The sequence below is a fragment of the uncultured Shewanella sp. genome (assembly GCF_947491715.1).
Taxonomy (GTDB): domain Bacteria; phylum Pseudomonadota; class Gammaproteobacteria; order Enterobacterales; family Shewanellaceae; genus Shewanella.
Genome location: NZ_CANLKR010000023.1, coordinates 15337 through 41008, shown reverse-complemented (window position 1 = coordinate 41008; position 25672 = coordinate 15337). Strand labels below are relative to the sequence as shown.

The 25672-nt window shown below is 40.4% G+C and carries 21 protein-coding genes; 12 read left to right on the top strand and 9 right to left on the bottom strand.

All coding sequences use genetic code 11. The features are described 5' to 3' along the window. Positions 1 to 5 precede the first annotated feature (5 nt). Positions 6 to 728: a hypothetical protein gene (locus Q0779_RS15565; RefSeq protein ID WP_298773884.1), complete on the top strand. Its 723-nt coding sequence runs from the start codon at positions 6 to 8 to the stop codon at positions 726 to 728. Between the two features lie 75 nt (positions 729 to 803). On the opposite strand, the gene egtD is transcribed toward Q0779_RS15565, so the two are convergent. The 4 genes from egtD to gntU form a co-directional block, all read right to left on the bottom strand. After that, a complete protein-coding gene (gene egtD / locus Q0779_RS15560; RefSeq protein ID WP_298773882.1) occupies positions 804 to 1802 on the bottom strand; it encodes an L-histidine N(alpha)-methyltransferase in 999 nt (332 codons plus the stop codon). 18 nt (positions 1803 to 1820) lie between these two features. After that, positions 1821 to 3008 (bottom strand): ergothioneine biosynthesis protein EgtB, encoded by a 1188-nt coding sequence (gene egtB, locus Q0779_RS15555; RefSeq protein WP_298773881.1) that lies wholly within the window; start codon positions 3006 to 3008, stop codon positions 1821 to 1823. A gap of 158 nt (positions 3009 to 3166) precedes the next feature. Beyond that, the gene (locus tag Q0779_RS15550; RefSeq protein ID WP_298773879.1) at positions 3167 to 3619 is read right to left on the bottom strand and encodes a hypothetical protein; all 453 of its coding nucleotides are present in this window, start codon (positions 3617 to 3619) and stop codon (positions 3167 to 3169) included. A gap of 44 nt (positions 3620 to 3663) precedes the next feature. Further along, on the bottom strand, positions 3664 to 5049 hold the full coding sequence (gene gntU / locus Q0779_RS15545) for a gluconate transporter (RefSeq protein WP_298773877.1): 1386 nt from the start codon (positions 5047 to 5049) through the stop codon (positions 3664 to 3666). A 188-nt stretch (positions 5050 to 5237) separates the two neighbouring features. Between gntU and Q0779_RS15540 the strand changes: the two genes are divergently transcribed. Beyond that, the gene (locus Q0779_RS15540) at positions 5238 to 5759 is read left to right on the top strand and encodes a gluconokinase (protein ID WP_298773875.1); all 522 of its coding nucleotides are present in this window, start codon (positions 5238 to 5240) and stop codon (positions 5757 to 5759) included. A 31-nt stretch (positions 5760 to 5790) separates the two neighbouring features. Here Q0779_RS15540 and gntR read toward each other — a convergent pair whose 3' ends face one another. Beyond that, positions 5791 to 6801 (bottom strand): gluconate operon transcriptional repressor GntR, encoded by a 1011-nt coding sequence (gntR, locus tag Q0779_RS15535; RefSeq protein WP_298773874.1) that lies wholly within the window; start codon positions 6799 to 6801, stop codon positions 5791 to 5793. 416 nt (positions 6802 to 7217) lie between these two features. Between gntR and Q0779_RS15530 the strand changes: the two genes are divergently transcribed. Both Q0779_RS15530 and Q0779_RS15525 read left to right on the top strand, forming a co-directional pair. Continuing rightward, positions 7218 to 7793, top strand: a complete 576-nt coding sequence (locus Q0779_RS15530) for a nitrogen fixation protein NifQ (protein WP_298773873.1) — start codon at positions 7218 to 7220, stop codon at positions 7791 to 7793. Between the two features lie 164 nt (positions 7794 to 7957). Then, on the top strand, positions 7958 to 8596 hold the full coding sequence (locus tag Q0779_RS15525) for a GNAT family N-acetyltransferase (protein ID WP_298773871.1): 639 nt from the start codon (positions 7958 to 7960) through the stop codon (positions 8594 to 8596). 41 nt (positions 8597 to 8637) lie between these two features. Here Q0779_RS15525 and Q0779_RS15520 read toward each other — a convergent pair whose 3' ends face one another. After that, positions 8638 to 9129, bottom strand: coding sequence for an SRPBCC family protein (locus Q0779_RS15520; RefSeq protein ID WP_298773870.1), 492 nt, complete (start codon positions 9127 to 9129; stop codon positions 8638 to 8640). An 884-nt stretch (positions 9130 to 10013) separates the two neighbouring features. Between Q0779_RS15520 and Q0779_RS15515 the strand changes: the two genes are divergently transcribed. Then, the gene (locus tag Q0779_RS15515) at positions 10014 to 10454 is read left to right on the top strand and encodes a hypothetical protein (RefSeq protein WP_298773867.1); all 441 of its coding nucleotides are present in this window, start codon (positions 10014 to 10016) and stop codon (positions 10452 to 10454) included. 58 nt (positions 10455 to 10512) lie between these two features. Then, entirely contained in the window at positions 10513 to 12300 is a 1788-nt protein-coding gene (locus Q0779_RS15510; RefSeq protein WP_298773866.1) for a M91 family zinc metallopeptidase, read from the top strand. A 49-nt stretch (positions 12301 to 12349) separates the two neighbouring features. Here the strand turns inward: Q0779_RS15510 and Q0779_RS15505 are convergent, their stop codons facing one another. Together Q0779_RS15505 and Q0779_RS15500 are read right to left on the bottom strand one after the other, a co-directional pair. Further along, positions 12350 to 13237: an alpha/beta hydrolase gene (locus Q0779_RS15505; RefSeq protein ID WP_298773865.1), complete on the bottom strand. Its 888-nt coding sequence runs from the start codon at positions 13235 to 13237 to the stop codon at positions 12350 to 12352. 94 nt (positions 13238 to 13331) lie between these two features. After that, positions 13332 to 14822, bottom strand: a complete 1491-nt coding sequence (locus tag Q0779_RS15500; RefSeq protein WP_298773859.1) for a PLP-dependent aminotransferase family protein — start codon at positions 14820 to 14822, stop codon at positions 13332 to 13334. Between the two features lie 148 nt (positions 14823 to 14970). Between Q0779_RS15500 and Q0779_RS15495 the strand changes: the two genes are divergently transcribed. After that, entirely contained in the window at positions 14971 to 15591 is a 621-nt protein-coding gene (locus tag Q0779_RS15495; RefSeq protein ID WP_298773857.1) for a GNAT family N-acetyltransferase, read from the top strand. A 4-nt stretch (positions 15592 to 15595) separates the two neighbouring features. Then, on the top strand, positions 15596 to 16192 hold the full coding sequence (locus Q0779_RS15490) for an FMN-binding negative transcriptional regulator (RefSeq protein WP_298773856.1): 597 nt from the start codon (positions 15596 to 15598) through the stop codon (positions 16190 to 16192). Between the two features lie 28 nt (positions 16193 to 16220). On the opposite strand, the gene mnmC is transcribed toward Q0779_RS15490, so the two are convergent. Continuing rightward, positions 16221 to 18161 (bottom strand): FAD-dependent 5-carboxymethylaminomethyl-2-thiouridine(34) oxidoreductase MnmC, encoded by a 1941-nt coding sequence (gene mnmC / locus Q0779_RS15485; RefSeq protein WP_298773854.1) that lies wholly within the window; start codon positions 18159 to 18161, stop codon positions 16221 to 16223. A 231-nt stretch (positions 18162 to 18392) separates the two neighbouring features. Between mnmC and fabB the strand changes: the two genes are divergently transcribed. From fabB to Q0779_RS15465, 4 genes are all read left to right on the top strand, one after another. Then, entirely contained in the window at positions 18393 to 19604 is a 1212-nt protein-coding gene (gene fabB, locus Q0779_RS15480) for a beta-ketoacyl-ACP synthase I (RefSeq protein ID WP_298773852.1), read from the top strand. A 125-nt stretch (positions 19605 to 19729) separates the two neighbouring features. After that, a complete protein-coding gene (locus Q0779_RS15475; protein WP_298773851.1) occupies positions 19730 to 20860 on the top strand; it encodes a 4-phosphoerythronate dehydrogenase in 1131 nt (376 codons plus the stop codon). Between the two features lie 2 nt (positions 20861 to 20862). Then, entirely contained in the window at positions 20863 to 21879 is a 1017-nt protein-coding gene (locus tag Q0779_RS15470; protein WP_298773850.1) for an aspartate-semialdehyde dehydrogenase, read from the top strand. Positions 21880 to 22080: 201 nt separating this feature from the next. After that, complete coding sequence (locus Q0779_RS15465) at positions 22081 to 24558, top strand: FimV/HubP family polar landmark protein (protein WP_298773847.1); 2478 nt, start codon at positions 22081 to 22083, stop codon at positions 24556 to 24558. The last annotated feature ends 1114 nt before the right edge of the window (positions 24559 to 25672 follow it).

The window sequence follows — 25672 nt, the reverse complement described above, 5'->3', positions numbered from 1 at the left end:
CCGACATGCGTATTCGATGTAGCTTTATTGTTGAGCCAGAATTACATACCCATCATCAGTATGCGATTGATATTTTAAGGGCATGGCAGAAACAAGAAAAAGAAATGGAAAGCGGTAAAGAAGTGATGATTGCGCGAAGTAACGCGTTTCACCAGTCTTTATATTTATCTGGATTGTATTTGCATAAACTGTCCCCTGATTTACCTAAGTTGATCTGCGAACTGTTACCCAATGATGAGTTGAGTGTTGAGCCTTTGCTGTGGCAGCTGGCACAAGTGGGCATTAAACAAAAGCCGCAAGATGCCGTGTTGTCTCAACCTCAATGGCAGCAATTGACCTCAATGCTAGAAAAACACAGTATTGATCAAACTGAGGCGGTAAAAACAGAACTGAGCACATTCTCTCAGCTTGAAGCTGGAGTCACAATCCAGACCCAGCTTGATAATATTGCCTCGCTACAACAAGCGTTATTAGAAGGGTTGAATCAACTTGATATCGAAAAGGGAAGTGAAGTCAATCGCTCCTCAAAAGTGTTAGATATTCGTGAAGTCAATCAAAATATCGAGTCGATTAAAGCGAGCCAACAGGATTTAATTAAACGTGTTGAACACATTTCTCAGCAATTGAAATCGTCATCAAAGGTTGCGCCTTTAGAGAAAGCTGAAGTGGATAGTTTAGAAACCCAATTAAAACGAGCTCGCAGTGTTAAAGCTAAGGGGTTGTGGTAGGTTAATGGATGATAAAATGAAAAGTACACAGCAATAGGGTGTACTTTTTTGATGCCTTTATTGATATTGATTTAGTTATATTGAAGACAAGTAATGAACGCTGAACAATGAGTCTTCATCAATCCAGGTTTTTTTGACTGATAAATTTGCTTTATTCACTAAGCTGTTAAAGCTGTCTAGTGTATATTTGTAGGAGTTTTCAGTATGGATCCGTTCACCTTTTTTAAAGGTCAATGCATGCTTGTTGAGATGAACAATATGATCAATATTGCTGACTAAATGCATTTCAATTCTATGTTGTTTTTCATTATAAAAAGCCAAATGTTCGAATTTTTGTTTGTCAAAGTTGCCATCAACTAATCGATTAACGTGTGATAATATATTTAAATTAAAGGCTGCGGTGATCCCAGCAGCATCATTATAGGCCGCATTTAATTGTTGTGATGATTTATGCAGATCGATGCCAATCAAGATCCCGCCTTTTTGTTGTGAATTGTTCCCATCTATCCATTGACGTAATTGATTTAGGTAATGAATGGCTTGAGGGGGAGTCATATTGCCCAATGTTGAACCGGGGTAAAAAATAATGCGTTTACCTTGAGGTAACTCGTTTGGAAGGGGAGGAGATTGACTAAAATCAGTGCAGATAGCGTGGATATCAAGCCAAGGGTATTTTTCACCTAATTGATTTGCTGCACGTTGTAAAAATTCGGCTGAAATGTCCATAGGCACATAACTTTTCGGCTTGAGTGCTGCTAGCAGTAATCTCACTTTATCGCTGTTGCCGCTGCCAGGTTCAATCAAAATAACCTGCTCTTCGCAATATTGTGCAATTTCTTGAGCATGATGACTTAGTAGGTGCTTTTCTGTTCGTGTTGGATAATATTCAGGTAATTGTGTTATTTTTTCAAAAAGCTCAGATCCCTGTGTATCATAGAAATATTTTGGATTAATGGTTTTTTGTGGTGCTTGCAATCCTTGGAGTAATTTCGTTATATCATCACTTCTGTCTTCTTTGTGATAGTTAAAATAAACATTATCTGCTGATTTTGTTTTGATGACGGAGTCGAACATCTGAAGTCCTTATTAGATTTATTTGGCTAAACGAATACCGCTAAATTGCCAGCGCTGATCAGGGTAAAAAAAGTTTCGGTAACTGGGTCTAAGGTGATTATTAGGACTGACTGGCGAACCCCCTTTAAGCACCCATTGGTTACACATAAATTTTCCGTTATATTCTCCAATGGCGCCTTTGGCTGCTTTAAATCCTGGATAAGGGCGATAAGGGCTACTCGTCCATTGCCAACACGTATCATTAAGGTCGACTAAGGCAGCGTGTTGGTTGGCGGCATGTTCCCATTCTGCTTCAGTGGGGAGTCGCGCGTCTGCCCAGTTGGCGTAAGCATCTGCTTCAAATGCACTAATATGGATGACGGCTTGATCATCATGTCTTTTTTGCAAGCCATATAATGTGTATTGTAGGGCTTCACCCTCTATTGATAGCCAATATAAAGGCTGCTGCCATTGGTTTTTTTGACGGTGATCCCATCCATCTGAAAGCCATAATTCTGGGCGTTCATATCCACCATCGTCGATAAAAGATTGAAACTCTTTATTGGTGACGAGTCGATTAGACAGAGAAAAATCGCTAAGATAAGTGTGATGTTTAGGTGATTCATTATCAAAAGAAAAAGGTAACTCGTCAGGATCTACACCTATTTGGTAAAGACCGCCTTGAAAGGGGAGCCAGTGTTGGGCGTATTGGGGTGGTGCAGCGGGAAGGTCTGTCATTAATGTGGGGTATAAGGGGTTGTGTGATAAAGAATATTTAATGTCGGTATAGAGTAATTCTTGATGCTGTTTTTCATGTTGGATCCCAAGCATGCAGCGTTTGAGAATGATTTGGTGCTTTGGATGATGGATATCACAAATTAAATTGATTATTGCTGTGTCAATGACTTCTCTGTAGGTGAGCACTTCATCAATACTAGGTCTTGATAATAAACCGCGTTGCGATCTTGGGTATTGTTTTCCTATACCGTTATAGTAAGAGTTAAATAGGTGCTCATAAGTTGCGTTAAATGCGACATAATTATCTGTAAACTCTTTCAAAATGAAGGTTTCAAAGAACCAAGTTGTATGGGCTAAATGCCATTTTGGAGGACTGACAAAAGTAGCGGCTTGAATGCCCATATCTTCAAGTGTGAGTAAGTTACAGGCTAAAAGAGAATGTTGCCGAGTGTCGATAAATAATGGTTTGAGTGTGCTAATCTTTGTCATATTATTTTATGTAAAATAGTGTGAGTGTGACGGTTAGCACTTACGGCGTGTGTTAACGCGAGAGGTATATTATAAAAAATCTATGTGTCTGTATGATGACATGAAACCAATTACATTAGCACTTTAGTTAGCAAAATGATAAATATTTATTAAATATTTTATGGCTTTGTTTTACAATTTAGCTGACCAAAATCATCTTTTTGACAGTGATAACCACATTTTATCTCACTCATGTTTTGTATACATTCTTGATCGGGTTTTTGAGCGCATGTCCATTGACCTGCGAATGACTTACAGTCATACCCGCAGACTTTTTGACCATACTGGTCATGGCAGCGGTATTGTTTTTGGGCTTGGGAGGTGTTGATATTGATACTGGGAGGTTGGTTGGTAATGACAAATTGGTAACCTTGGCGGTACGATTGATTGAGTTTTTCAGGCGTAGTGGGGCATCCTTGAGCATAGTTAGGCTGCATATCGATATCATGACGTGCGTCATTAACACCTTGGGTATAAGCTGACTCTTGATTACAATGTTGGGCTATCCAGTCTTGCTGCATTTGTGCGCAACCGGATAATGATAAAATAAATATAATAATGAGATAACGCATCATGTTTCCAAGTTTATAGAGCTTTTTGGTTAAGATTAGCAGATTTATAAAAAAGCGGAAATTAAGATAGCCATGATCCCTCCTGTGACCCCAATTATGGTCTCCATTATTGTCCAAGTTTGAAGAGTTTGCTTTTCGGTTAAGCCTAAGTAGCGATTGGCTAACCAGAAACCAGAGTCATTGACATGAGAGAGAACAACTGAGCCTCCTCCAATGGCAATGGTGATAGCAGCGAGTTGTGCACCGTTAAGATTAAGAGGGGTAATAATGGGGAGAATAAGACCGCATGCAGTCAACATGGCAACGGTTGCAGAACCCTGAATAATTCTCACTGCTGCGGATAAAACGAAAGCAAGTATCACTACGGGTAAGCCTGAACCTGCGAGGAGATCTCCTAAGGCAGTACCGACGCCGGAATCAATCAGTACTTGTTTGAAAATACCTCCCGCACCTGTGACTAAAATGATAATACCTGCGGGTTGCAGGGCGCTATTGCAAATATCCATAATGCGATCGCCAGATATACCACGCTTGATCCCTAAAAAATAAAATGCCATTAAACAAGCGACTAAAATAGCGGTAAAAGGGTGACCAATAAATGCCAGCCATGAGTGTAATGAGGAGTTTGGAGCAATGAGTCGAGTGCCAAAAGTATTAAGTGCAATCAAAAATAGCGGCAGGCTAATTAAGCCTAAGGCCAATAAAAAGCTGGGACTACCTTCTCCTTCACGAGCAATGGTTATAGTGTTGTTTGCTTGAGTTTCATTTTCTATGTTTTGGTTGTTAAAGTCACTTTCATTGGGTAAGTCGACATGGACTTTAGTGGCAATAAAACGGCCAAAAAGGGGACCTGCGAGGATCATGGCTGGAATAGAGGCCAGCAAGCCGAATAAAATCATATAACCAAAGTCAGCATGTAATTGCGATGCGACTAAAATGGGACCTGGTGCAGGAATAAGAAAAGCTTGGCAACTGGCAATACCAGCGAGTAAAGCGATCCCCATTTTGATTAAACTATCATGACTTCGTCTAACGACGGCAAAGGCAACTCCAATGAGCAGTACAACGGCGACATCAAAAAATAAAGGTAACGCACAAATAAAGCCAGTCAGTGTTAGGGCCCAATGTGCATTCTTTTTACCGAATTGTGTCAACAAAGTATGAGCTATACGATCGAGAGCGCCTGTGACTTCCATGATTTTTCCAAACATGGCACCTAATGCAACAACCACGGCAACAAAGCCTAAAGTGCCTCCCATGCCTTTTTGAATCGTGCTCGCAATATTTTCAGGACTCATGCCTGACAGTATCCCTGCAATCATGGATACTAAAATCAGTGCGACAACAGCATGTAATCTTGTTTTCATGACTAAAAAAAGCAATAAGAGGATGGAACCCACAGCTGTAAGGATCAATGATGAGTTAGACATGTTGTTTCCTTATTTGATTATTATTGTCGAATGATTATGTCAATTTAATGTATTGTATAAGTCATAATTCCGATTATCGAATACTTGACTATGGCAGTGAATACTGTGTAATGTTACCGGTAACATTACACGCACCTTATGTTGATGTCTATTAAAAATCAATGATATTTTGAGGGTAGTAAGAACAAATGTATGAGAATATTAATGGTCGATGTCTCATTATTATGGGAGTATCGTGTACGGGGAAGTCTTCTATCGGTAGAGCAATAGCTCAAGCTGTCAATGCCAAGTTTATTGATGGAGATGATTTACATCCCAAAGACAATATTATTAAAATGGCTTCGGGACAATCACTTAATGATGAAGATCGTCAACCTTGGCTTGAGAATGTGCGAGATGCTATTGGATATTTAGTGGATGATGAACACTCAGGCGTAATGGTATGCTCCGCATTGAAAAAACAATATAGAGATGTCCTTCGTGAAGGAAACGAAAAGGCTGTTTTTTTACATCTGTACGGGTCATTTGAGTTGGTTCTTGAGCGAATGAAAATGCGCGAAGATCATTTTATGCCCATTGAATTACTTCAAAGCCAGTTTGACACATTAGTTTTCCCCTCAAGGGATGAAGATGATGTTTATTCCATTCATATTGAAGGGACGTTTGAGCAAGTCCTTGGCAAATGTTTATGTGTGATCCGTCAATTGTAACTTTTTAAGTCTATATTAACCCTTAGGTTGATTAGGTACTTTCTCCTACATGAATACTAAAACCTAAGTCGATGGTTGATTGAACGATATCGTGATTATTGTCTTTAAGATTAAGTTGAGCGAGTAGGGCTTTAGCTGCGGTTTGGCCTATTGCTTCTCTTGGTGTTATAACCGTGGTTAACGTTGGCACCAGTACTTGGCCAATATCATGACCGTGAAATCCTGCAATGGCCATATTATCTGGCACTTTGATACCTTGTCGCTGACATTCAAATATAGCGCCTACTGCGAGATCATCATTAGTACAAAAAATGGCATTGGTTTGGGGATGTGTATCTAATGTCTGTTGTAATAGTTGAGCGCCTAATGAAAACGAAGAAGCGGTTTGGGTGGAAATTTGAATAGGGTTTAGGCAATTTTTCAGCATAGCTTTTTGATAGCCTTGATATTTTAATTCGGTGCGTTTATCTAAACGGGCTGCAAGGTAGACGATTTGACTATAACCTTTGTCAATGAGAGTTTCAGTCATGTCATATGCCGCTAGCACATTATCAAACCCGACCGCTATTCCTGCATGGCTTGAGCGGGTGTCCATCATTTCAATAACCGGAATACCCGATGCTTTGAGCATTTGTAATGTACGTGGAGTGTGTTGCATGTCGGATAAGAGTAAGCCGTCTATATTATAAGATAATAGAGAAGCGATATGTTTTTCTTCTTGATTGGGACAATAGCTATAGTGGGCGAGCATCGTTTGATAATTGGCACTATCGGTAATACTTTCTATGCCTCGGATCACTTCTGCGAAAACTTGGTTGGTCAAAGAGGGAACCAATACCCCAATAGCCTGACTCTTTGCATTAGATAACATACTTGGAGCGCGATTATTGATATAGCCAAGGTGATTAATAGCCTGTTCAAGTTTCTTTTGGACAGGTATAGACACTTGTTGTGGATCTCGAAGAAAACGACTTACGGTCATCTTAGTGACACCAACAAGATCAGCAACATCTTGCAGGTTGGGCCTTCTTTTTTTATTCATTGATATGACTAGAGTAAGCTTGTTTATTGTCTTGATTATACACTTGTAAGATATGCCTATGCTACCTGAGAGTTAATGTTTTTAGCTTTCTTATTATCAGTGTTCATAAAAGGGAGGAGCAATGAAAATGCATTTTTAGATTTTAGAATGGGGAACGTAAAAGGGTTGCTGTGTTTAAATTAAGATCGCAGTGTCGTTCGAAAGGTTTTTTTATTTCTGTTTACCCTTACTTTTTAAGTGGGCTTATATTGAGGTTAAATAGGCATGAATGTTCTCAATATTGAAAAATAGTGTTGGTAAATCGCTTATAAAAGTGATGGATCCTGTTGAAGATCTTAACGTAGACTTGTGCCGCTTTCCATTAGATTAATAACAGATTAAGATGCCGCTTTACTCTTTTTCTAGAAAGGTACGATATGGATAAAATGGCCGCTATTTATTTCTATATTGATGGACTAAGGAAAAATCAGTCTCATGATATACCCTCTGATCTCATTAAGTTTATCCATCTCTCTTTGACTAATGGAAAAGAGCAAATTGAGGGGGCGAGACTTATTCAGAGGTTGCGTTTATTAGATGACTATTGGCGAAATATGACGTGGGAAATGGCCTTGAATGATATTAAACGCTTTAGTCAGTTAATAGTGAATAACGCTGGGCCATTGGCATTTTATGATGATTTATTCGCTTTGCTCACAGCGCATTTATCAATGCAAGATAAACAACAGGCTTTATGGTGGGCGCACAAAATTGTGATTGCCTGCTGTGGTCGCACCCATTTGTATATTGATATGGGTTTTGAAGAAAGACAAGGCATCACGGCGTTGTTTAATCAATATTTTCCTTCTTTTGCCATAAAGAATATCGATAATAAAATGCGTTGGAAAAAATTTCTTTATCGGCAATTTTGTTTAGCTGCTCAATTGCCATTATGTCCAACGGCTTCATGTTCACAATGCTCTTCTTATCAAGAATGTTACTCTGCTTCATGATAGGAATAGGCCCGACTCACTCATTTTAAATTAGTGATAGCTTATTGATTAAGCATGCTTTACAACTTTTGTCGGTATTATCCAATTTATTTTGTTTATTAATTGCACTTTGTCGTCAGCTTGGTACATTAAGTGTGAGCTATATCACATAAAGGACAATGAAAATGGATAATCAAGCTGTTGAGCAATGTCGTGCTGTATACCTTACCGCTGAAGACTTACGGGTTGCTGCCTCTATTCTTTATAATGCATATCATAGCGATCCTTTATTTTTGGATGCATTAACGACAGGCGAGCAAACACAATATGAAAAGAAGTTGAGAGGAGCGATTAGAGAAGAGCTCAATGAATTGTGGCAGCAAGAGCAAGCATTAATCGGTTTGTTTGATGATGATAGATTGATTGGTGTTGCGTGTATTGCGACGCAGCAGGTACCATTGGGAGAAGCAAGATATTGGCATTGGCGTTTAAAAATGCTGTTGAGTACAGGTTGGCAATCCACTCAGGCTTTGATGAAAAAGGAAAGTCAAATTATTGATAATTTACCCAGTAAAGAATGCGGTATTTTGCAATTTATTGCCATTTCTCCTTCTGAACAAGGTAAAGGTTTTGGTCATAAATTAGTCCAAGCGGTGTTGAGCTGGTGTGATGAACAACCGGAGCTTGACGGCATTGGACTTTTTGCTAGCCGTGTATCAGATATTCAACTTTTTAACCATCATCGTTTTGAAAAGCGAACAGAGTTGATGATAGGGAATATCCTTGGCGAATTACTTTTTTATTCTTCAGATCAAACTAGTTAATATATGAGTCTGGAGTAATTAAGGCGTTAAAAAGTTTTAGCTTATGAGTTTACCGGTTTCTTGGCTGATTGAGATAAAGTATGAAAATCTAGAATTTGTTTGGCTTTGTTGACGCCTCGGGTTGAAATATAACTGAAATAGGGACGGATCAGATGACCGAATAATAAGTCAATGAAATAATGGTCGAAAGCGTAAAATAAAGTGCGAGTGAAATAGGTTTTTTGATCTTTGGAGGTTAAGTCGTAACGTACATATCCTCTAATTCCAAAAAGAAAAGCACTCTCTCCATACACTAAAAAATAATGGGGAGCATCATTAATTTGGGGAGTCCATTTTATTTGATGTTGAAGTCCTAATACTTGTGTATGTTCATTAATGGGTGGATGATTGGCCGTTAAGGGCTGTTGTAAATAAGGTTCGGTCTTTATAGACCAAGGATAAAATAAAATAGGCCAATGGTTAGGGTTCGTGACGTAGTCGAAGACTTGATGAATGGGGGCATTGATTAAGACTTGTTTTTTAATGGACGCCATAAAGACCTCTTTAATACTTTTTAAGGTTCACAGTATGCGTGTTTAATCGGTATATTATAAGTATAGTTTATTCATTCTTTCACCCCCTCACTTTTGTTATTTAATTTTATTACTATACATTTTATAAAGTTAAATAGTTTTGTAAAACATGCTGTTAATGACTATTTTTATATTTACCTGTTGCAGCCGATCCTTCTTTTAGTGTTGATTCGCTTTAGCATTCCTGTCTTTATGACGTTTTTAGTATTAACTGTCTTGTGATAGTGAGTAGGCGAGTAAGGCCCTGTTAGCCTAACTGGGCCAGTATTTTTTATTATGGTCTTATGTATTAGATGTTTGGATTTTCTATTTCAGAGGAGAGGAGGCTTCGAAAAATGATACAGGCATAGGGATTGTTATCAGCGTTGGGAAGCATTATACGTACTTTTTTACATGATTTAATAGCTCATCAGAGACTAATCTGATAATCCCCATTTTTATTGACTAAGGTGGCATTGTGTTGAGAGAAAGAGTTTAAGATAATGGAATAGTTATCATATTAATTGTAATATATTTGTTTTTTTTGCGCCTTATTTTTAATAATTGTTTCTATATTTCTCAATATTAATGGGTTAAAAGTGTTTTTTGTTTCTTAAACCTTCTTTTTAATCTAACTTTATTAATCATATATAAACATATTTAACTTTTATTGGTTAAAAGATAAAATATGTGTCAAAATTTGTTTTTTTCTATATTCTTTTATTCTATGATATTTGTATCAATTCAAATGGCTAATATTTTTAGCTGTTATGAGTTTTTGTGTCTATTTAGTTTTATATATAACAATATTAAATATCGAGAGAGTTCTGACTCTTTATTTTTATATTTATTAGAGTGAAAGTATCATGAAAACATATTTTGAAAAAATATTATCAGAGTTGTGTGAAAATGTAGGTGCTTCAATTTCTATGGATTCTGAGGCGATTGTTATTAAATCTAAATGTGGAATGGAGATTAATTTAGAATGGTCTAATAAAAGCCAGTCAATGACATTGTTATCTTATTTTCCCTCTAATGAAATTGAGATTGAAAATATAGAAAGTATTAATTTAAATAGAGATATAATGGGAAGTGCTTGGGTATTATCCATTAATGGCATGACTACTTTGGTGGCGACAGTGATGATTGAATTTGTGACTTATGACAATTTGAATGAGTTAATAGCACGGTTTATTTCATTGAAAAAGCTGATTTTATCCAGTAGTGAGGAAGGTCACGATGTCAAGGTTGAGGATAATAACAGAGCGATGATAAAAGGAAAGCCTTTGTCTTTCTCATTCGCGTAATCCATATCCGTTCATTTATTTTTCTTTTTTTAATCCTTCATTATATGTAGAGGTTTTAATGGTCGACACTACAAATTCAGTGAGTTCTTCAGTATCTCAAACGTCTCAGCAAAGTCAGCAACATAATAGTCACTCTAATATTGGGAGTATTTCATCGGGCTCTCGAACCTTAGATTTGGTTGATAACTTATTAAGTTATTTAGGCTCACATACGAGTAAAAAGCCGGAGATTAGTATAATAGAACCTTCTTTGAAGATGAGTATACCTTTATCTGATGATAGTGGTGAACTTGATTTGTCTTGGAATCGATCAAACTCTCAATATAAAAAGGTATTAACAGGTTTAGACACTCAAGGTGAAACCAAGTTAACATCGCCTTCTTCACCTAGAAGCAAATATGTTAAAGTTTCTCCTTTGAAGGATGGGTTCAATTTAAATGTGGGGGTTGAAAAAGCACATGTTCAATATACGATATCTAAGGTATTAGGGACTCTAGAGACGGTGAATAGTGATAGCGTTTATAGTTCTAAAGGTATTCTTGTTGGGACAAATAAAGGGGATGACCTTTCATTAGAGAGACATCAACTGACGAAAAAACTGTTGTACAATAATAGTGATGTTAAAACTAAACTATCTAAGTTTAAGTTAGCTGACAATAAGAATGACAATATCACTAAAACACCATCGATAAAGAGTCAAACCTTATTTAATGAAAGAGCAAATATAAAATTGGGTAAGGATGATAATGAAAGCTTAGTTAAACTACAGTTGACTCAAACACGAAAAGGGATTGCGAAGTTTGAAGTGACCGCAGGTAGCAAGAGTTATTCTTTTACCGTTGGAGCTACTAGTCCTACAGTTGAAAATATACAAAGTAATACAAGCCGTGCCACAAAAAATGCTTGTGCAGTGAGTCTTCCTGAACCCGTTCCTTTTTATGTTCTACAAACTTTATCGCATTTTGGCTTTAAAAGAATGGCAAATGTACTGGATCCTGGTGCTCAGGTGAGTGGTACTAATCCTAGTATGAGCCCACACCTTAACCATAAACCTATTTCAGTCGGGGACAAAGGTTTTACCTTTACCCCGACAGTCGATAAAAATAGCCCTATTTATCCACCTTTAATGCGTGCTCAAATTGAAGATGCATTTGATTTAATCATGAAGACTAAAACAGGTAGAGATTTGATTAATGCGCTTACTGAAATGGGCATTAAAAATATTGAGCATAGATTCTCAGAAAAGGGCCCGACAGTAGATTGGGATCACGATCATGAATTGAGTAACCCTTCGAGTGTTGATGTTAAATATTTTATGAAGGGGGATCCTACTCGGTCTCATCACTATGAGTCAGTGGATCTTGGGGATAAAAAAGATATTAAATTTCAAACTGTTACCGCGCCTATGGCAAGGGTGATTTTCCATGAGCTTGTTCATGCTTACCATACTAAAGGGACGACTGAAGGCAGGAAGCTTGTTGATCATCAGGTTGAACATAAGCATGAATATGATGAAGTGATACAAGGTACTTGGAGTAATACGGAAGAGTTTCAGACCATTACAGGTGTGACAAAAGATGGGATGAAAGATCCGATTAATGAAAATGCCTTTTTGGCTGAGATAGGCGTGCTTAATCCAAGATCCACTCATAAAACAGGTAAGGCACCGATGGTACAAACAACAGAGTTAGGTAATTACGTGAGAACAGGGGGGACTCAACAAATTTCATTTGAAGAAACCTTTGAAGCTTATGGTGATACTGTTAGAGGTGTTGAGGATAGTACACAAACAGTGAAAAGCTATTCTCCTGAGTCAATAGAAACTAAACTCAAGTTTAAAGATTAATGATATTAATAAATATACGATTGTACTGTATTAATTATCTCATTTTAATTCACCTATTGATAAAATCGAGCACCACTTGATTAAACAATTCGGGGTTTTCCACCATCATAAAGTGGTTACCCCCTTGTTGCTCTTCAAATATAAAGAGTTCTGAATGGGGTACTTGATCATGCATCCATTGATGAGATTGCCAAGGGTGTAAGCTGGCTCTGCCTGTGATAAAAAGCACGGGTAAAGTCAGTTTTTTAATCACATCGCGGAAATCTTGGCATATATTATTTAAATAGAGCTGGCAAGCCGCACTGCCCGGTATTGCCATACAACTTAGAATAAAGTCTTTTTGCGCAGTAGTGGCGTGGGATGTGGTCATGGCATTAACAATATTCTGGCAGAGCTCACTGATATCCTCTTCAAGAAAACCATTGGTTAGCCCGTGAAGTTCTGCCGCTTGATAAATGCTGCCGTATGCTTGTTTCTCATTGTCAGACCAAGCTGGATTAATAAGCAACGCCGCAGGCTCATCAACGACAATGAGCTTTTTAATGGATTGGTGACCGAACAAATCGATATAGTTGTATACCATCGCAGCGCCAAGTGAATGAGCGATAATAGTCACATTGGTTAACGCTAAGTTTGTTAGTAGATCATGTAAATCATGGGCAAAGCGAGACACGCGATAACCATAATCCACTTTTTCGGATTGTCCATGACCGCGTTTATCCAATGAAATGACGCGATATTGCTGACTAAAAACATCGATTTGATGTTGAAAAATATCGGCAGAAAACCCGCCTCCTGGTAGGAGTAATAAGGTGTTGTTTTGATTGGTTTCTAAGCTATCCGCCTCTAATTCCCTTGCTTTGAGACACTTTGCTTCAAGATAGTGTAATCTTGCGCCATCACTGGCTGTAAAATAATGTGATTGAGCAGCATTCATATCAAAAACCTTTGTTTCATGATTGGCTATACCCGTGATACTTGAAGATGCAGGATCCTATATTGCTATTGATTATAGTGTAAGTCTATGGACTTTACTCTAACGGGGTTGCCAATGTGTCGATGACGTTAAGGATTAAGTTCATTCCTTGTTGTAACGTTGCTTCATTCATGCCTGCAAAGCCTATGCGGATATGATGATTGGGTGAAGTGTGTGGTGTGAGCTGAAAGTGCTTTTCTGATAATAAATAGATATTATTTTGATGGCAATAGGTCTCAAGGGTTTCTGCTTTATCACCCACTTCAATCCAAAGGGCCATGCCACCTGCAGGAATGATAAAATGAAGAGGGTTGAGGCTTTGCTGATTGTAGGTCATTAACATTGAGACTAAATGATCTCGGCGCTGGTGGTATATCTTGGTCATTTTTCGTAAGTGGCGTTCAAAACCCCCTGATAGCATCCATTTTGCAACAGCTTGCTGCATTAACACATTGGGTTTGTGGTTCATTAGTTGTCGATAGGCTAAGAGTGCAGGGGCTAAGGTTTTATCGATAGCCATTATGCCTAATCGACTGCCGGGAAACATGATTTTTGAAAATGTGGCTAAATAAATGATTAACCCATGAGGATCATCGCTGGCCATTGGACTTAATGGTTGACTGTCGTAATGAAATTCATGATCGTAATCATCTTCGATGATGGCGATATTGTGTTTGGCGGCGAGCTGGTAAATGGCCATGCGTTCTGCGACGGGTAAAGTTACGGTCGTGGGATATTGGTGTAAAGGGGTTAAATAAATCAGTTTGAGTTTTTGACGCTCTGCAAGTGCTGTTAATTCTTTAATATCAATCCCTTGTTTATGTTGTTTGATAGGCACTAATATCGCCCCAGCTGCGCGAAAAGCTTGCCAAGCAGGCTGATAACCTAGTGCTTCTACAGCGACATGATCTCCTGAGTTAATTAACACTTGTGAGAGTAAATATAACGCTTCTTGAGAGCCGTTAACGGCAATGATGGTTTTGTCTTGTATTCCCCGTGTTTTACGTAAGTAGCGGCTCACTTGCTCAATAAACAGTGCGCTACCGATGCCGCTTCCATAATGCAATTCACTTAAATCTGGTCTGACTAAAGTCTGATTCATAAAAGCTTTAAAGTGATGAAAAGGAAACAAATTGAGATCGGCTTGTCCTCCCGCAAAATTGAACTGAAATTCATGAGCGGGACGCTGAACTTGTGATTTATTTTTGACTGTTGCGAGCATTCTAGGACTGAATAACCACTGAAAGGGAGAAGTAATGTGGTGTTGTGTTTGGCTGAGCATTTGGCTACTTTCAATGGGTAAATGCAGATTAACGGTATAAGCCTTGCGCTCGCTTGCACTGAGCCAGCCTTGGGCGATGAGTTCTTGATAAGCTGACATTACCGTATGACGATGACTGCCAATTTGTTTAGCGAGTGTCCGTGTAGAAGGGAGTCTTTCACCAGGTTCAAGTTGGCCTGAATGAATACAGTGTTTAATGGCCATGGCAATTTGCAAAAAACGGGGTTGAATGGCGTCATCCAGAGATAAGGCAAGTAATGACATGTTTATTCCTTTATTTTATCGACGTTTTTTATTCAATTTTTGTTGCTGGCCATGATTAAATCTGGTCTAAGTAAAATTCAATTTTTGGTTGTTAATCTTATACCACATATGGAGGAGGATAGGATAAAAATAGCATTAAAGGATGAATATGATGATACCCAATATACCCTTTACCCCAGCTCCAACGACATTAACAGCCGCTAAAGTGACCTTAAGGCCTATGTCACATCAAGATGCTCACCCCTTATTTTTAGCCGGCAAATATTCATCGTTATGGCGATGGGTACAGCCTAATCACTGCACTTCTTTGGTCAACACTCAAGCTTGGATAGCCTCGTCTTTGGCGGCTCAAGCAAGAGGGGAGCATATTCCCTTTGTGATCATTGATAATCAAACACACGCTTTAATCGGTACGACGCGATTTTGCTCGATTCGACGTGAGGATCGCAACATAGAAATCGGTTTTACCTTTATCACACCTCAGTATCAGCGAACTTATGTGAATACTCAGGCTAAATACTTACTGCTTGAGCATGCGTTTGAGTCTTTGGGGGCCGTTCGGGTTGAATTTAAAACCCATGAAAATAATCAAAAATCACGGCAGGCTATTTTAAGGCTGGGTGCTTCATTTGAGGGGATATTACGTCATCAACGTATTCTCGCCGATGGGACGTTACGTAATACTGCGCTTTTTAGCATTATTCACACGCAGTGGCCAAGGGTAAAAGCAAGGCTATTACAGTACCCCTCACTGTCTGAGAGAGGATAGTCGCTTGCATAATACAAATGATTTACAGATCTTTATTAAGGCTTATCCTTTTGGCGTGTTAGTGTCTTCTGATTTAACGGCAACCCATTTACCTTTTATCGTCGATATTGATGAAGGGGGGATTGTCACCACGTATGGCCACTTCGCCAGAGCCAATCGTCATTGGCGTCAATTGGAGAGAAAAGAGGTGATGGTTGTTTTTAATGGTCCTCATGACTATATTTCTCCCCGTTGGTATCAAAGCCTGCCAAATGTACCCACTTGGAATTATGCGGCGGTCCAACTTAAAGGCTGCTTGAGCCTATTGGATGATAAACAAACCCTTGACGTGATGGAGCGCACATTTGCGCAGTTCGAACCGACATTATTGGCTGACAATGCTGTGTCGACTCCTGCTTATCGACAAAAACTGTTGGGGGGAATTGTTGCCTTTAAAATAGAGGTAGCACAATGGCAAGGCAAGCAAAAACTGGGGCAACAGAGAAGCCTTGCGGATCAGCAAGGCGTTGTTAAAGGGCTACAAGCATCAAACACTCCCAGTGCCCAAGGCTTATTGCACTATATGCAAATGATGCAAATAGGGCTGGGTGGATCCCAGTAAAGGAGAATTCAAGTAAATCGGGGGGGAGTTACAATGCTTTTCCTTTTAACAGCTTACGCATCCACATTCGATTTGGGCTAAGTAAAGCCACTGTTTCTTGATTAATGGGCAGTGGTTCGCCGCAGATCATGGCAGCTAATGCTTCAGCGGCTAAGGGGCCGGAGCTTAATCCTCGAGATCCTAGACCACCTAATACGTATAAACCTTGATGCACCGGAGCTGGAGTGGTTTGCCAATATTGTCGGCTTTCTGGGGTTAATTGATGTTGCTGGTAACGGGCGAGCACTTGTTCTACATCGGGAACTGGCCCCATCATAGGTGCATGATCCCGTGTCACCATACGCACACCGACTCGAGCCTCATTGTCGCTAACATCAATATCCTCAACCCAAGAGTGATTGGGGTAACTGTGGTGCATTTTGTTTAAGTTGTCGTTTTGCTCTTCTGAACAAAAATTCAGATCGGCGGCATTTTTGACGTAACTGGCACCGACACAATGAGTGTTTTTATATCCAGGGGTGAGGTAACCATGTGCGCACAGAACGGTATTGAGTTCACTCAATTGTCCTTTTGAGGGAATATGACTGACTTGACCTCTAAAGCCTGACAGCTGAAGCGCCTTTGTTTGTGTAAATTGGGTTAAGGCATGGCCATTGGCGAGAACAATGCTGGCAAAGGGGCCGTGTACTTGTTCGCCTTGGTATAAGTACCATTGATTATTGTGCTGTGCGACTCGCTCGATAGGGCAATTGAAATGAAGCGTGAGTGATGTGAGAGTCTTGGCTTTATTGATAGCAGCATGGGTATAATCTTCAGGGCAAATCCAGCCACCTAAGGGATAAAAAATGCCTGACTTATCGATATTTATGCCGGCAAGTTGGCTGGCTTGTTGTTGATCAACTTGCTGAGCAATATCTCGATCCCATGTATGGCCATTAATGATTTTAGTGAGTCGAGCCTGACTTCGCTCATCAAACCCTGTGTGCAGTACACCGCATAAATCATGTGCAATAGTGAAACCGCTTTGATGCAGGGTTGCGAGTCTACGCCGACTATACAAAAAAGCCTGCTGAAAGAATTGACTAAGTGTATTATTTTCAGGCGTTAATAACGGGTAAAGTGCACCTTGTTTATTACCTGAGGCCTGTGCGGCCAGCTGACTATCTTTGCAAAACAGGTGTATCTGCCGTTGCCTGCTTGCTAGGGATAAGGCTAAATTGGCACTGGCGAGTCCTCCACCAATAATGGCGATAGTGCCTTTTGTCGTACTCATTAATGGAAATGGCGCGTTTTTAATGGCTTGTCGATGGCGTAATGCTTGGCGTTCATTGTGGGTGATATCATCATTAACGTTTTTGTGGGGCTGATATGGAATGTGCGGGTGTTGTTTATTGAAATCATGTGTGCCAGCGTCTGACTGGAAAGGGATGCATTGAAAGCCAACGTTTGCAGCTTGCTGCAGAAAGTCAGTGAGGTTGGTTGGCAAATCCTTTGTATTTGTCTTTGAATTTTTGATAAAGAGTTGCGCTGCATCATGGCTTATTTTAGCCATTTTCCAAAGTTGAGTTTGATTCATTTGGCACAGTAATGCCTTGTCGTCACAATACCAATGGGAGATTAAATGTTGTTTTGAAACAATCATCTCATCAATTTGGGTGGATAGCTCTCCCACATGGAAGTCGATGAGCAGGCGTTCATCGTTCAAGCTGAGACGTTGTATACCATTAATATTAATTAATCTTGTCTGTTGAGGTGACGTGAGAGCGGCAGTCATATCAGCAAGATTGAGCACGCTTGCTGCGGATGGAATAAAAATGTTGATTATCAATATTTGAGGCGTTGATTTTTGATGTTGGGTAAGTAACGTTAACCAAGCTTGAGGCTCACCTAGGCCTATTTGACCTAAAACAATAGGTGAGTTATCTGTTTTTGTTGTTTTAACATACTGATAAAGCGTACTGACTGTCATGCTGGGCTCTTTAATGCTACCGTGATAAGCGAAATGAAAAGATGATTATCTTTTTTCTGAGTCAATTGTACATTTTATTGAGCAAAGAATGTTAACCTATTTAGCATTAAATAGGCGTTTAGACAGACTTTTATGGCCCTTTTGTGGAAAGCTGACCACTTTACCTGACTAAAAGGGATACCATTAGCTCAGTAAAATTGGGTACTACATGTACATAATGGATAGCAAAAAATGAAAAGAGTCGTGATCACTGGGCTTGGCGTCGTGTCGAGCATCGGTAACAACAAGCAAGAAGTCACAGAATCCCTAAAAGCCGGCCGTAGTGGTATAACCCATTCCGATCAGTTTGTAGAAATGAAGCTTCGTAGCCATGTTTGGGGCGACATTAAGTTAGACCCAAAAGATCATATTGACCGTAAAGCTTTGCGCTTTATGGGCAAAGCTGCTGCTTATGCTTATATTGCCATGGAACAAGCCATTGAGGATGCGGGACTGACTGAAGAGCAGTATTCTGATCCTCGTGTGGGTATTATTGCTGGAACAGGCGGTGCATCTTCAGCGAATCAAGTTGAAGCCGCAGATATTTTGCGTGAAAAAGGCGTGAAACGTGTGGGCCCTTATATTGTGCCGCGTATTATGGCCAGTACAGCGAGTGCTTGCTTAGCCACACCGTTTAAAATTAAAGGCATGAACTATTCAATTAGTTCGGCTTGCGCAACCAGTGCACATTGTATTGGCCATGCGGTAGAACTTATCCAAATGGGTAAGCAAGATATGGTGTTTGCTGGTGGTGCTGAAGAAGTCGACTGGACATTGACCATGGGCTTTGATGCTATGGGTGCATTATCCACTAAGTATAATGATGATCCGACTAAAGCGTCTCGCACTTATGATGCCGATCGTGATGGTTTTGTGATTTCTGGCGGCGGCGGTATTGTTGTGGTTGAAGAGCTGGAGCATGCTTTGGCCCGTGGTGCTAAAATTTATGCTGAAGTGGTGGGCTATGGCGCATCATCAGACGGTTATGACATGGTTGCACCATCAGGTGAAGGCGCTGTGCGTTGTATGCAAATGGCACTGGCCGATGTGGATACACCGATTGATTATATTAACACTCATGGTACGTCCACACCTGTAGGAGACACGCGTGAGCTTGAAGCATTGCGTGAAACCTTTGCCGATGATTTACCCGCAATTGCGTCAACCAAGTCATTGACAGGTCATGCATTAGGGGCTGCAGGTGTGCATGAGACGATTTACAGTCTTATCATGATGGAAAATAATTTCATTGCACCTAGCATTAACATTGATAATGTCGATGAAAAAGCCGAAGGTATGCCCATTGTCACGCAATATCGCGAAGCAGAGCTGAATACGGTAATGAGTAACAGTTTTGGTTTCGGTGGCACCAATGCGACTTTGGTGATGAGCAAATATAAGTGATCATGATTTTTTGATTATTTTTGAGACTTAAGGGAAGCGATGAGCTTCCCTTTTTTGTATTCAAATTTGCTATTATTTAGCATACTTTCACTGTGGTTGAAGACAATGAGTATTATGGGAAGTACATGAAAATCATAGCTGATGAAAATATGCCCTATGTGGATGCGTTATTTGGCGAACTAGGGAAGATTGAAAAAGTGAATGGACGAACACTGACGGCGGATGATGTGGTTGATGCTGATGTCTTGTTGGTGCGTTCAGTGACACAAGTGAATGCCGAGTTACTTGAGAAAAATACACGGTTAACCTTCGTTGGTAGTGCGACAATTGGGACAGATCATATTGATGTCGAGTATCTTAAGTCTCGTGATATTCCATTTGCCAATGCACCTGGTTGCAATGCAACAGCGGTAGGTGAGTTTGTTTTTATTGCTCTGTTAGAATTAGCCCATCGTTTTGGCGAAACATTAAAAAATAAAACGGTGGGAATAGTGGGGGCGGGCAATACTGGCAGTGCGGTAGCGAAATGTTTAACCGCTTTTGGGGTGAATGTCTTATTACACGATCCATTGTTACAGGCACAAGGTGATGAAAGGGCTTTTGTGTCTCTTGATACTTTAATTGAGCGTTGTGATGTATTAAGTTTACATGTGCCTATGACTCGCACAGGCCCGTTTCCCACATGGCATTTATTGGATGAAAGGCGGCTATCACAATTGGCGACAGGAACTTGGCTTATTAATTGTTGCCGAGGAGATGTCATTGATAATCAAGCCTTAATTAAAATTAAACGGGCCAGATCTGATCTTAAATTAGTGTTAGATGTGTGGGAAGGTGAGCCTCATCCGATGCCAGAATTAGTGCCTTTGGTGGAACTGGCGACCCCTCATATTGCTGGTTACAGCTTAGAAGGTCGCGCTCGAGGCAGCTTTATGTTGTATCAAGCCTTAACGGCACATTTAGGTTATGATTGTAACCATTCGTTGCACGATTTGTTGACACCCCATTGGATCGAGCGTGTTCATTTACACGATTTGCCTGATGAAAAGGCATTATTGCAGCTAGTCCGTCTTGTGTATGATCTCAGAGATGATGATCGTTTGTTTAGAAATCAATTTCTTAATGTAAACGGATTCGATCATATGAGAAAAATTCATAAACATAGACGTGAATTAAGTGTATTAACACTAGTCAATAGCGGACAGTTTGATGTAAATTGGTTATCTTATTTAGGGTTTTCTGGAGTTGAGCTGTAATTATGTCGCAAGAATTTAACGTGGTAGTTTTAGGTGCATCGGGCGCGGTGGGTCAAACAATGATTGAGATCCTAGAAGAGCGCAACTTTCCAGTGGCTAATTTGTACCCACTTGCGAGTAGTCGTAGCGCAGGTGGAACGGTGAATTTTCATGGTAAACAAGTCGAGATCCTTGATGTCGATACCTTTGACTGGTCACAAGCTCAAATTGGTTTCTTTTCTGCTGGTGGTGATGTTTCTGCCAAATGGGCGCCTATCGCAGCTGAAAATGGTTGTGTTGTGATTGATAACACCTCTCACTTTCGTTACGACATCGATATTCCACTTGTTGTGCCTGAAGTGAATCCTGAAGCCATTGCCGATTTTCGTAACCGAAATATTATTGCCAATCCAAATTGTTCAACCATTCAGATGTTAGTCGCACTGAAACCTATTTACGATGCATTTGGTATTGCCCGTATTAATGTGGCGACGTATCAGTCTGTGTCGGGATCGGGTAAACAAGCCATTGAAGAATTAGCGAATCAATGTGCGAAATTATTACAAGGTTTACCCATTGAACCTCAAGCTTACACTAAACAAATCGCCTTCAATGTGTTGCCGCAAATTGATAAATTTATGGATAATGGTTACACCAAAGAAGAAATGAAAATGGTGTGGGAAACACAAAAGATCTTTGGTGATACCAGCATTGAAGTGAACCCCACAGCGGTAAGAGTCCCTGTTTTTTATGGTCATTCAGAAGCTATTCACCTTGAAACACATCAACCGGTTGATGCCGATGATGTTAAAGCTGTGCTTCGAGGCGTTGAAGGCATTGAGCTGTTTGAGTCTGATGACGAATACCCAACTGCAGTGACAGAAGGGGCGGGGGCTGATCCTGTCTATGTTGGGCGTGTCAGAAAAGATATTTCACATCCAAACGGCATTAACCTTTGGGTTGTTTCTGATAATATTCGTAAGGGTGCAGCACTGAACAGTGTGCAAATCGCTGAAGTTTTGATACGAGATTATTACTAAATCGATTGAAACTATCCTATATTTTGTAACAAGGCCTGCGATTAGCAGGCTTTTTTTGTTAACTGTTATTTTTACAATCAGAAAAGTAGCAGAGTGAGAATTTCTGGTTTATAGTAATCTCAATAAATACAATTACCTAAAGTTATCGCCGTAGGGAAACCCCCTCTTGGTGGTAGTGACATGTTTGCAAAGGAAGGTACGATGAACTTTCGGTCTCGAAATGTGATATCCCTGATGGCAACCGGTGCTTTATTGTTAAGTGCTTCTTTTACATATTTTCCTGCGAATGCAGCAGAGCCTTTGAGTGTTGTCGGGCCTCAAGGACAAGTGAATACGGCGGCAAAGCAATATGGCCCGATACAATCGTTTGACACATTGTGGAGTATTGCACAAAAGGTTAAACCTGATCCCAACTTAACGAACTATCAAGTGATGGCAGCCTTGTTTGATGCCAATCCTCAAGCGTTTTCTAGCAGTAGTTACAGTAGCTTAGTGAAGGGAGCTTTGCTTGCTATACCCAGTCAAGCCGCGATGGAGCAATATCCTCGCACTGCCACACAATCAGCAAAGACACAAGTGTCTTCACCTGCGGCGGCTCAATCAGCGGTTAATCAATCGACAAATGATATCAAGCCTGCGGTATCTAAATCTGTGCCAACCGCTGATTTAAAACAGCAAGCCGAGGCATCGGCCCAAACCAGTTTGTTGTCGAGTCAATTGCAAAAGGCTGAGGTGCGAAATCAGCGATTAAGTGCTGAGTTTGTGAAGGTTAAAGATGGATTAGTGCTCGCACAAAGTGATAATCAAGAATTAAAGAGTACCGTTGCCGAATTAAACGAAAAGGTGGCGCTGTTAAATGATAAGTTAAAGGCGAGTTTAATACAGAATGCCAAACAAAAGCAGGCATTAGAGGAAGCGCAAGAGCAAGTTTCGACGTTAACGGCCATTGAGCGGGATTTACGCAGTCAATCTGTAGAGATGCAGTCTCCAACTTTTTGGCAAAGTATCTTAGCTCAGCCTTGGCTATTAGCTGCTTTTGCGAGTGTACCGGCGTTATTACTGATTATTTTATTTTGGGTAGGATTGAGTCGACGCTCAAAACCAAGTGATCCAACCGATTCGAATGATCCTTCTCCTTCTCCTGCTAATGTAATGGCTGAGCCTGAAACCCATGAAGATAATCTTGCTCCTGATCATGCTGAAGTATCCACCGATAGTGATAGCACTGACAAAACCCTTGATGAGCCGCATAATGATAGGGCGGTGCAGTTGGACACTCCGCTGTCTGAAGAAGAGTTACCGGCATTTGAAACGGAGCAAAGGAATGATTATCTCTCCTCTTTAGAGGCGCAGACTGAAAAGGATACGGCGATTGATGAGCTGTGGGCGGAAGTCATTGAAGAGCATGATGATGAGATAGAAGCGGATAAAGACCTTCCATCCATGGAAGCACAAAATGATGAACAAGTTGATTCGGCTAGTGTGGCGCCTTCTACTGCCTCTTCTATCGATCCCGATATCAATAGTGAAGAAAATGACGTGATGGCTGGGCATCAAGATGTTTCTCTTGAAGCTGATAATATTGTTCAAGATCAGGCCGTCAAGGCGGAGTTCGGTCAAAATCATTTGGATGCCAATAGCTATACCGAATCCCACTTAGACGATCACATTCCTTTTGCTAGCGCTGCAATCGCTGATGAACAATCAGGGCCGTTAAATACGGAACAATCAGGGCCGTTAAATACGGAACAATCAGGGCCGTTAAATACGGAACAATCAGAGCCGTTAAATACGGATGAGATTGAAGATTTCTTTAATGCCAAAACGCATGATGAGGACATCTCTTCAGCGGATGATAATGGGCAGGATAGCGATCATGCTGAGTTGAAGCTATCGCCTGATTTATCGGATAAAATTGCGGCTGAACTGGCTGATGAATTACCTCAGAACCATCTAGATGATGCTGATAATCATTCTAGTAATCAAGATGATGAGTTAAAAAGCTTATTAGCTGAATTTGATAATGTTGAGCCCATAATCAAAACGGCCGATAAAGAAAGTGAACAAGCGACTCAAACGAGCAACACAGATGAGGTTATTGTTGGGTTGAATAGTCATTTAGTCAATGACAGCGTACCCGATGAAGTGGTCAAAGAAAATGCTGCTCAACAGGCGGAGATGGCTGATTCGGTTTCCGACATTGACGCTTTATTGGAAGAGCTGGAAGATGAGGTCGTGATTGTTGATCCCAAGCATCATGCGACTGATGTGGCAGTCGATTTGGGCACTCACTCTGACGCTTCAGTAACGGATGAGCAAGAGGAAACAAACAGCCTTAATCAAGAGCTGGATAAGTTTGCAGAAGAAAACAGCTTTATTGATCTCAATACGTTATTAAATGATGAGCCGGAAAATGATAATGGCCGAGTGGATCCGTTTTTTGAGTCTAATCTTGACATCGATGAACTTGAAACCTTAATCCCCTCAGAGTCCAATAATGATGATGAGATAGACAGTGTTGAGCAAAGTATGGCAGCTAAACTGGACTTGGCCCGTGCTTATATGGACATTGATGATAAAGACAGTGCACGAGCCTTGTTAAAAGAGGTGGGCTTAGAAGGTGACGAGCAGCAAAGGCGAGAAGCTGGCGCACTTTTAAATGAGCTGGTTGGCTTGTAAGGTTTATTACAAGGGATATATACCCGTGATACTTGAAGATGCCTGTTTTCAGAGCCTGTAAAAGTGCCTAATTCAAGGCGTATTATTGCAGGAATGCTTATTGCCTTTTAAGGTGATGCAACGCAGAAGTAGGTGATTTTATAGACTCCCAAGGGGCTGGTTTAAAAGCCTTTTATGCTGCGTTACTGAACACCAGCTTAGAATCACTAGGCACGCTGTTCAAAGCCTTGCCTAAAAGGCTTTTCATTCCAGCTGAATCCTGCATCTTCAAGTATCACGGGTATATCGCTAGGGATGGCTAGAAATGGTTAAAATATCAAGTCAGTATTAAGGTACTGACTTTTTTTGTGCTTAATGTCGCCATAAAACGCCATTAATATGGCAAGGGGGCCGAAATGCTTATTGCCTTTTAAGGTAATACAACGCGGAAGTCGGTGATTTTACAGACTCCCAAAGGGCTGACTCTTATCTGTAAAGAGAAAAGCCTTTTATACTGCGTTGACTTTCCATCAGCTTAGAATCACTAGGCACGCTGTTCAAGCTGACCATCAAGGATGATGGAAATGTCATTTATGCAGGAGCAATTAATGACCTTGTCTAACAGGTTTTTAATTCCAGCTGAATCCTGCATCTTCAAGTGTCACGGGTATATCGCTAGGGATGGCTAGAAATGGTTAAAATATCAAGTCAGTATTAAGGTACTGACTTTTTTGTGCTTAATGTCGCCATAAAACGCCATTAATATGGCAAGGTCGTGGATGCCTATCCACAGAGGGCGCTATTGAATATTAAGCGTCGCTTAATGGAAGGTCGTGAGTTCCCACTCACATAGGGGCAAGAAGGACTGCTCGTCCTATCCTCCTTGCATCCACCATGACGCCCAAAGTGAGTAGGCTTTCAGATGAAGGACGATGACATTTATCTGCCTGTGATTAGTTGGTGTATTTGAGACTGGGAATTTTGTTTAGTCATTAACGTACCATTGTTATTTATTGCTGCCGCAGGCTTTTGTGCAGATACCTTTGTGGCACGCTGTTAACTCATCCCTGAGCGCTCTGCGACTTCTTCCTTGAAGTCGAAGGCCACAAATGCATCTACACGATACTTTAAAAGC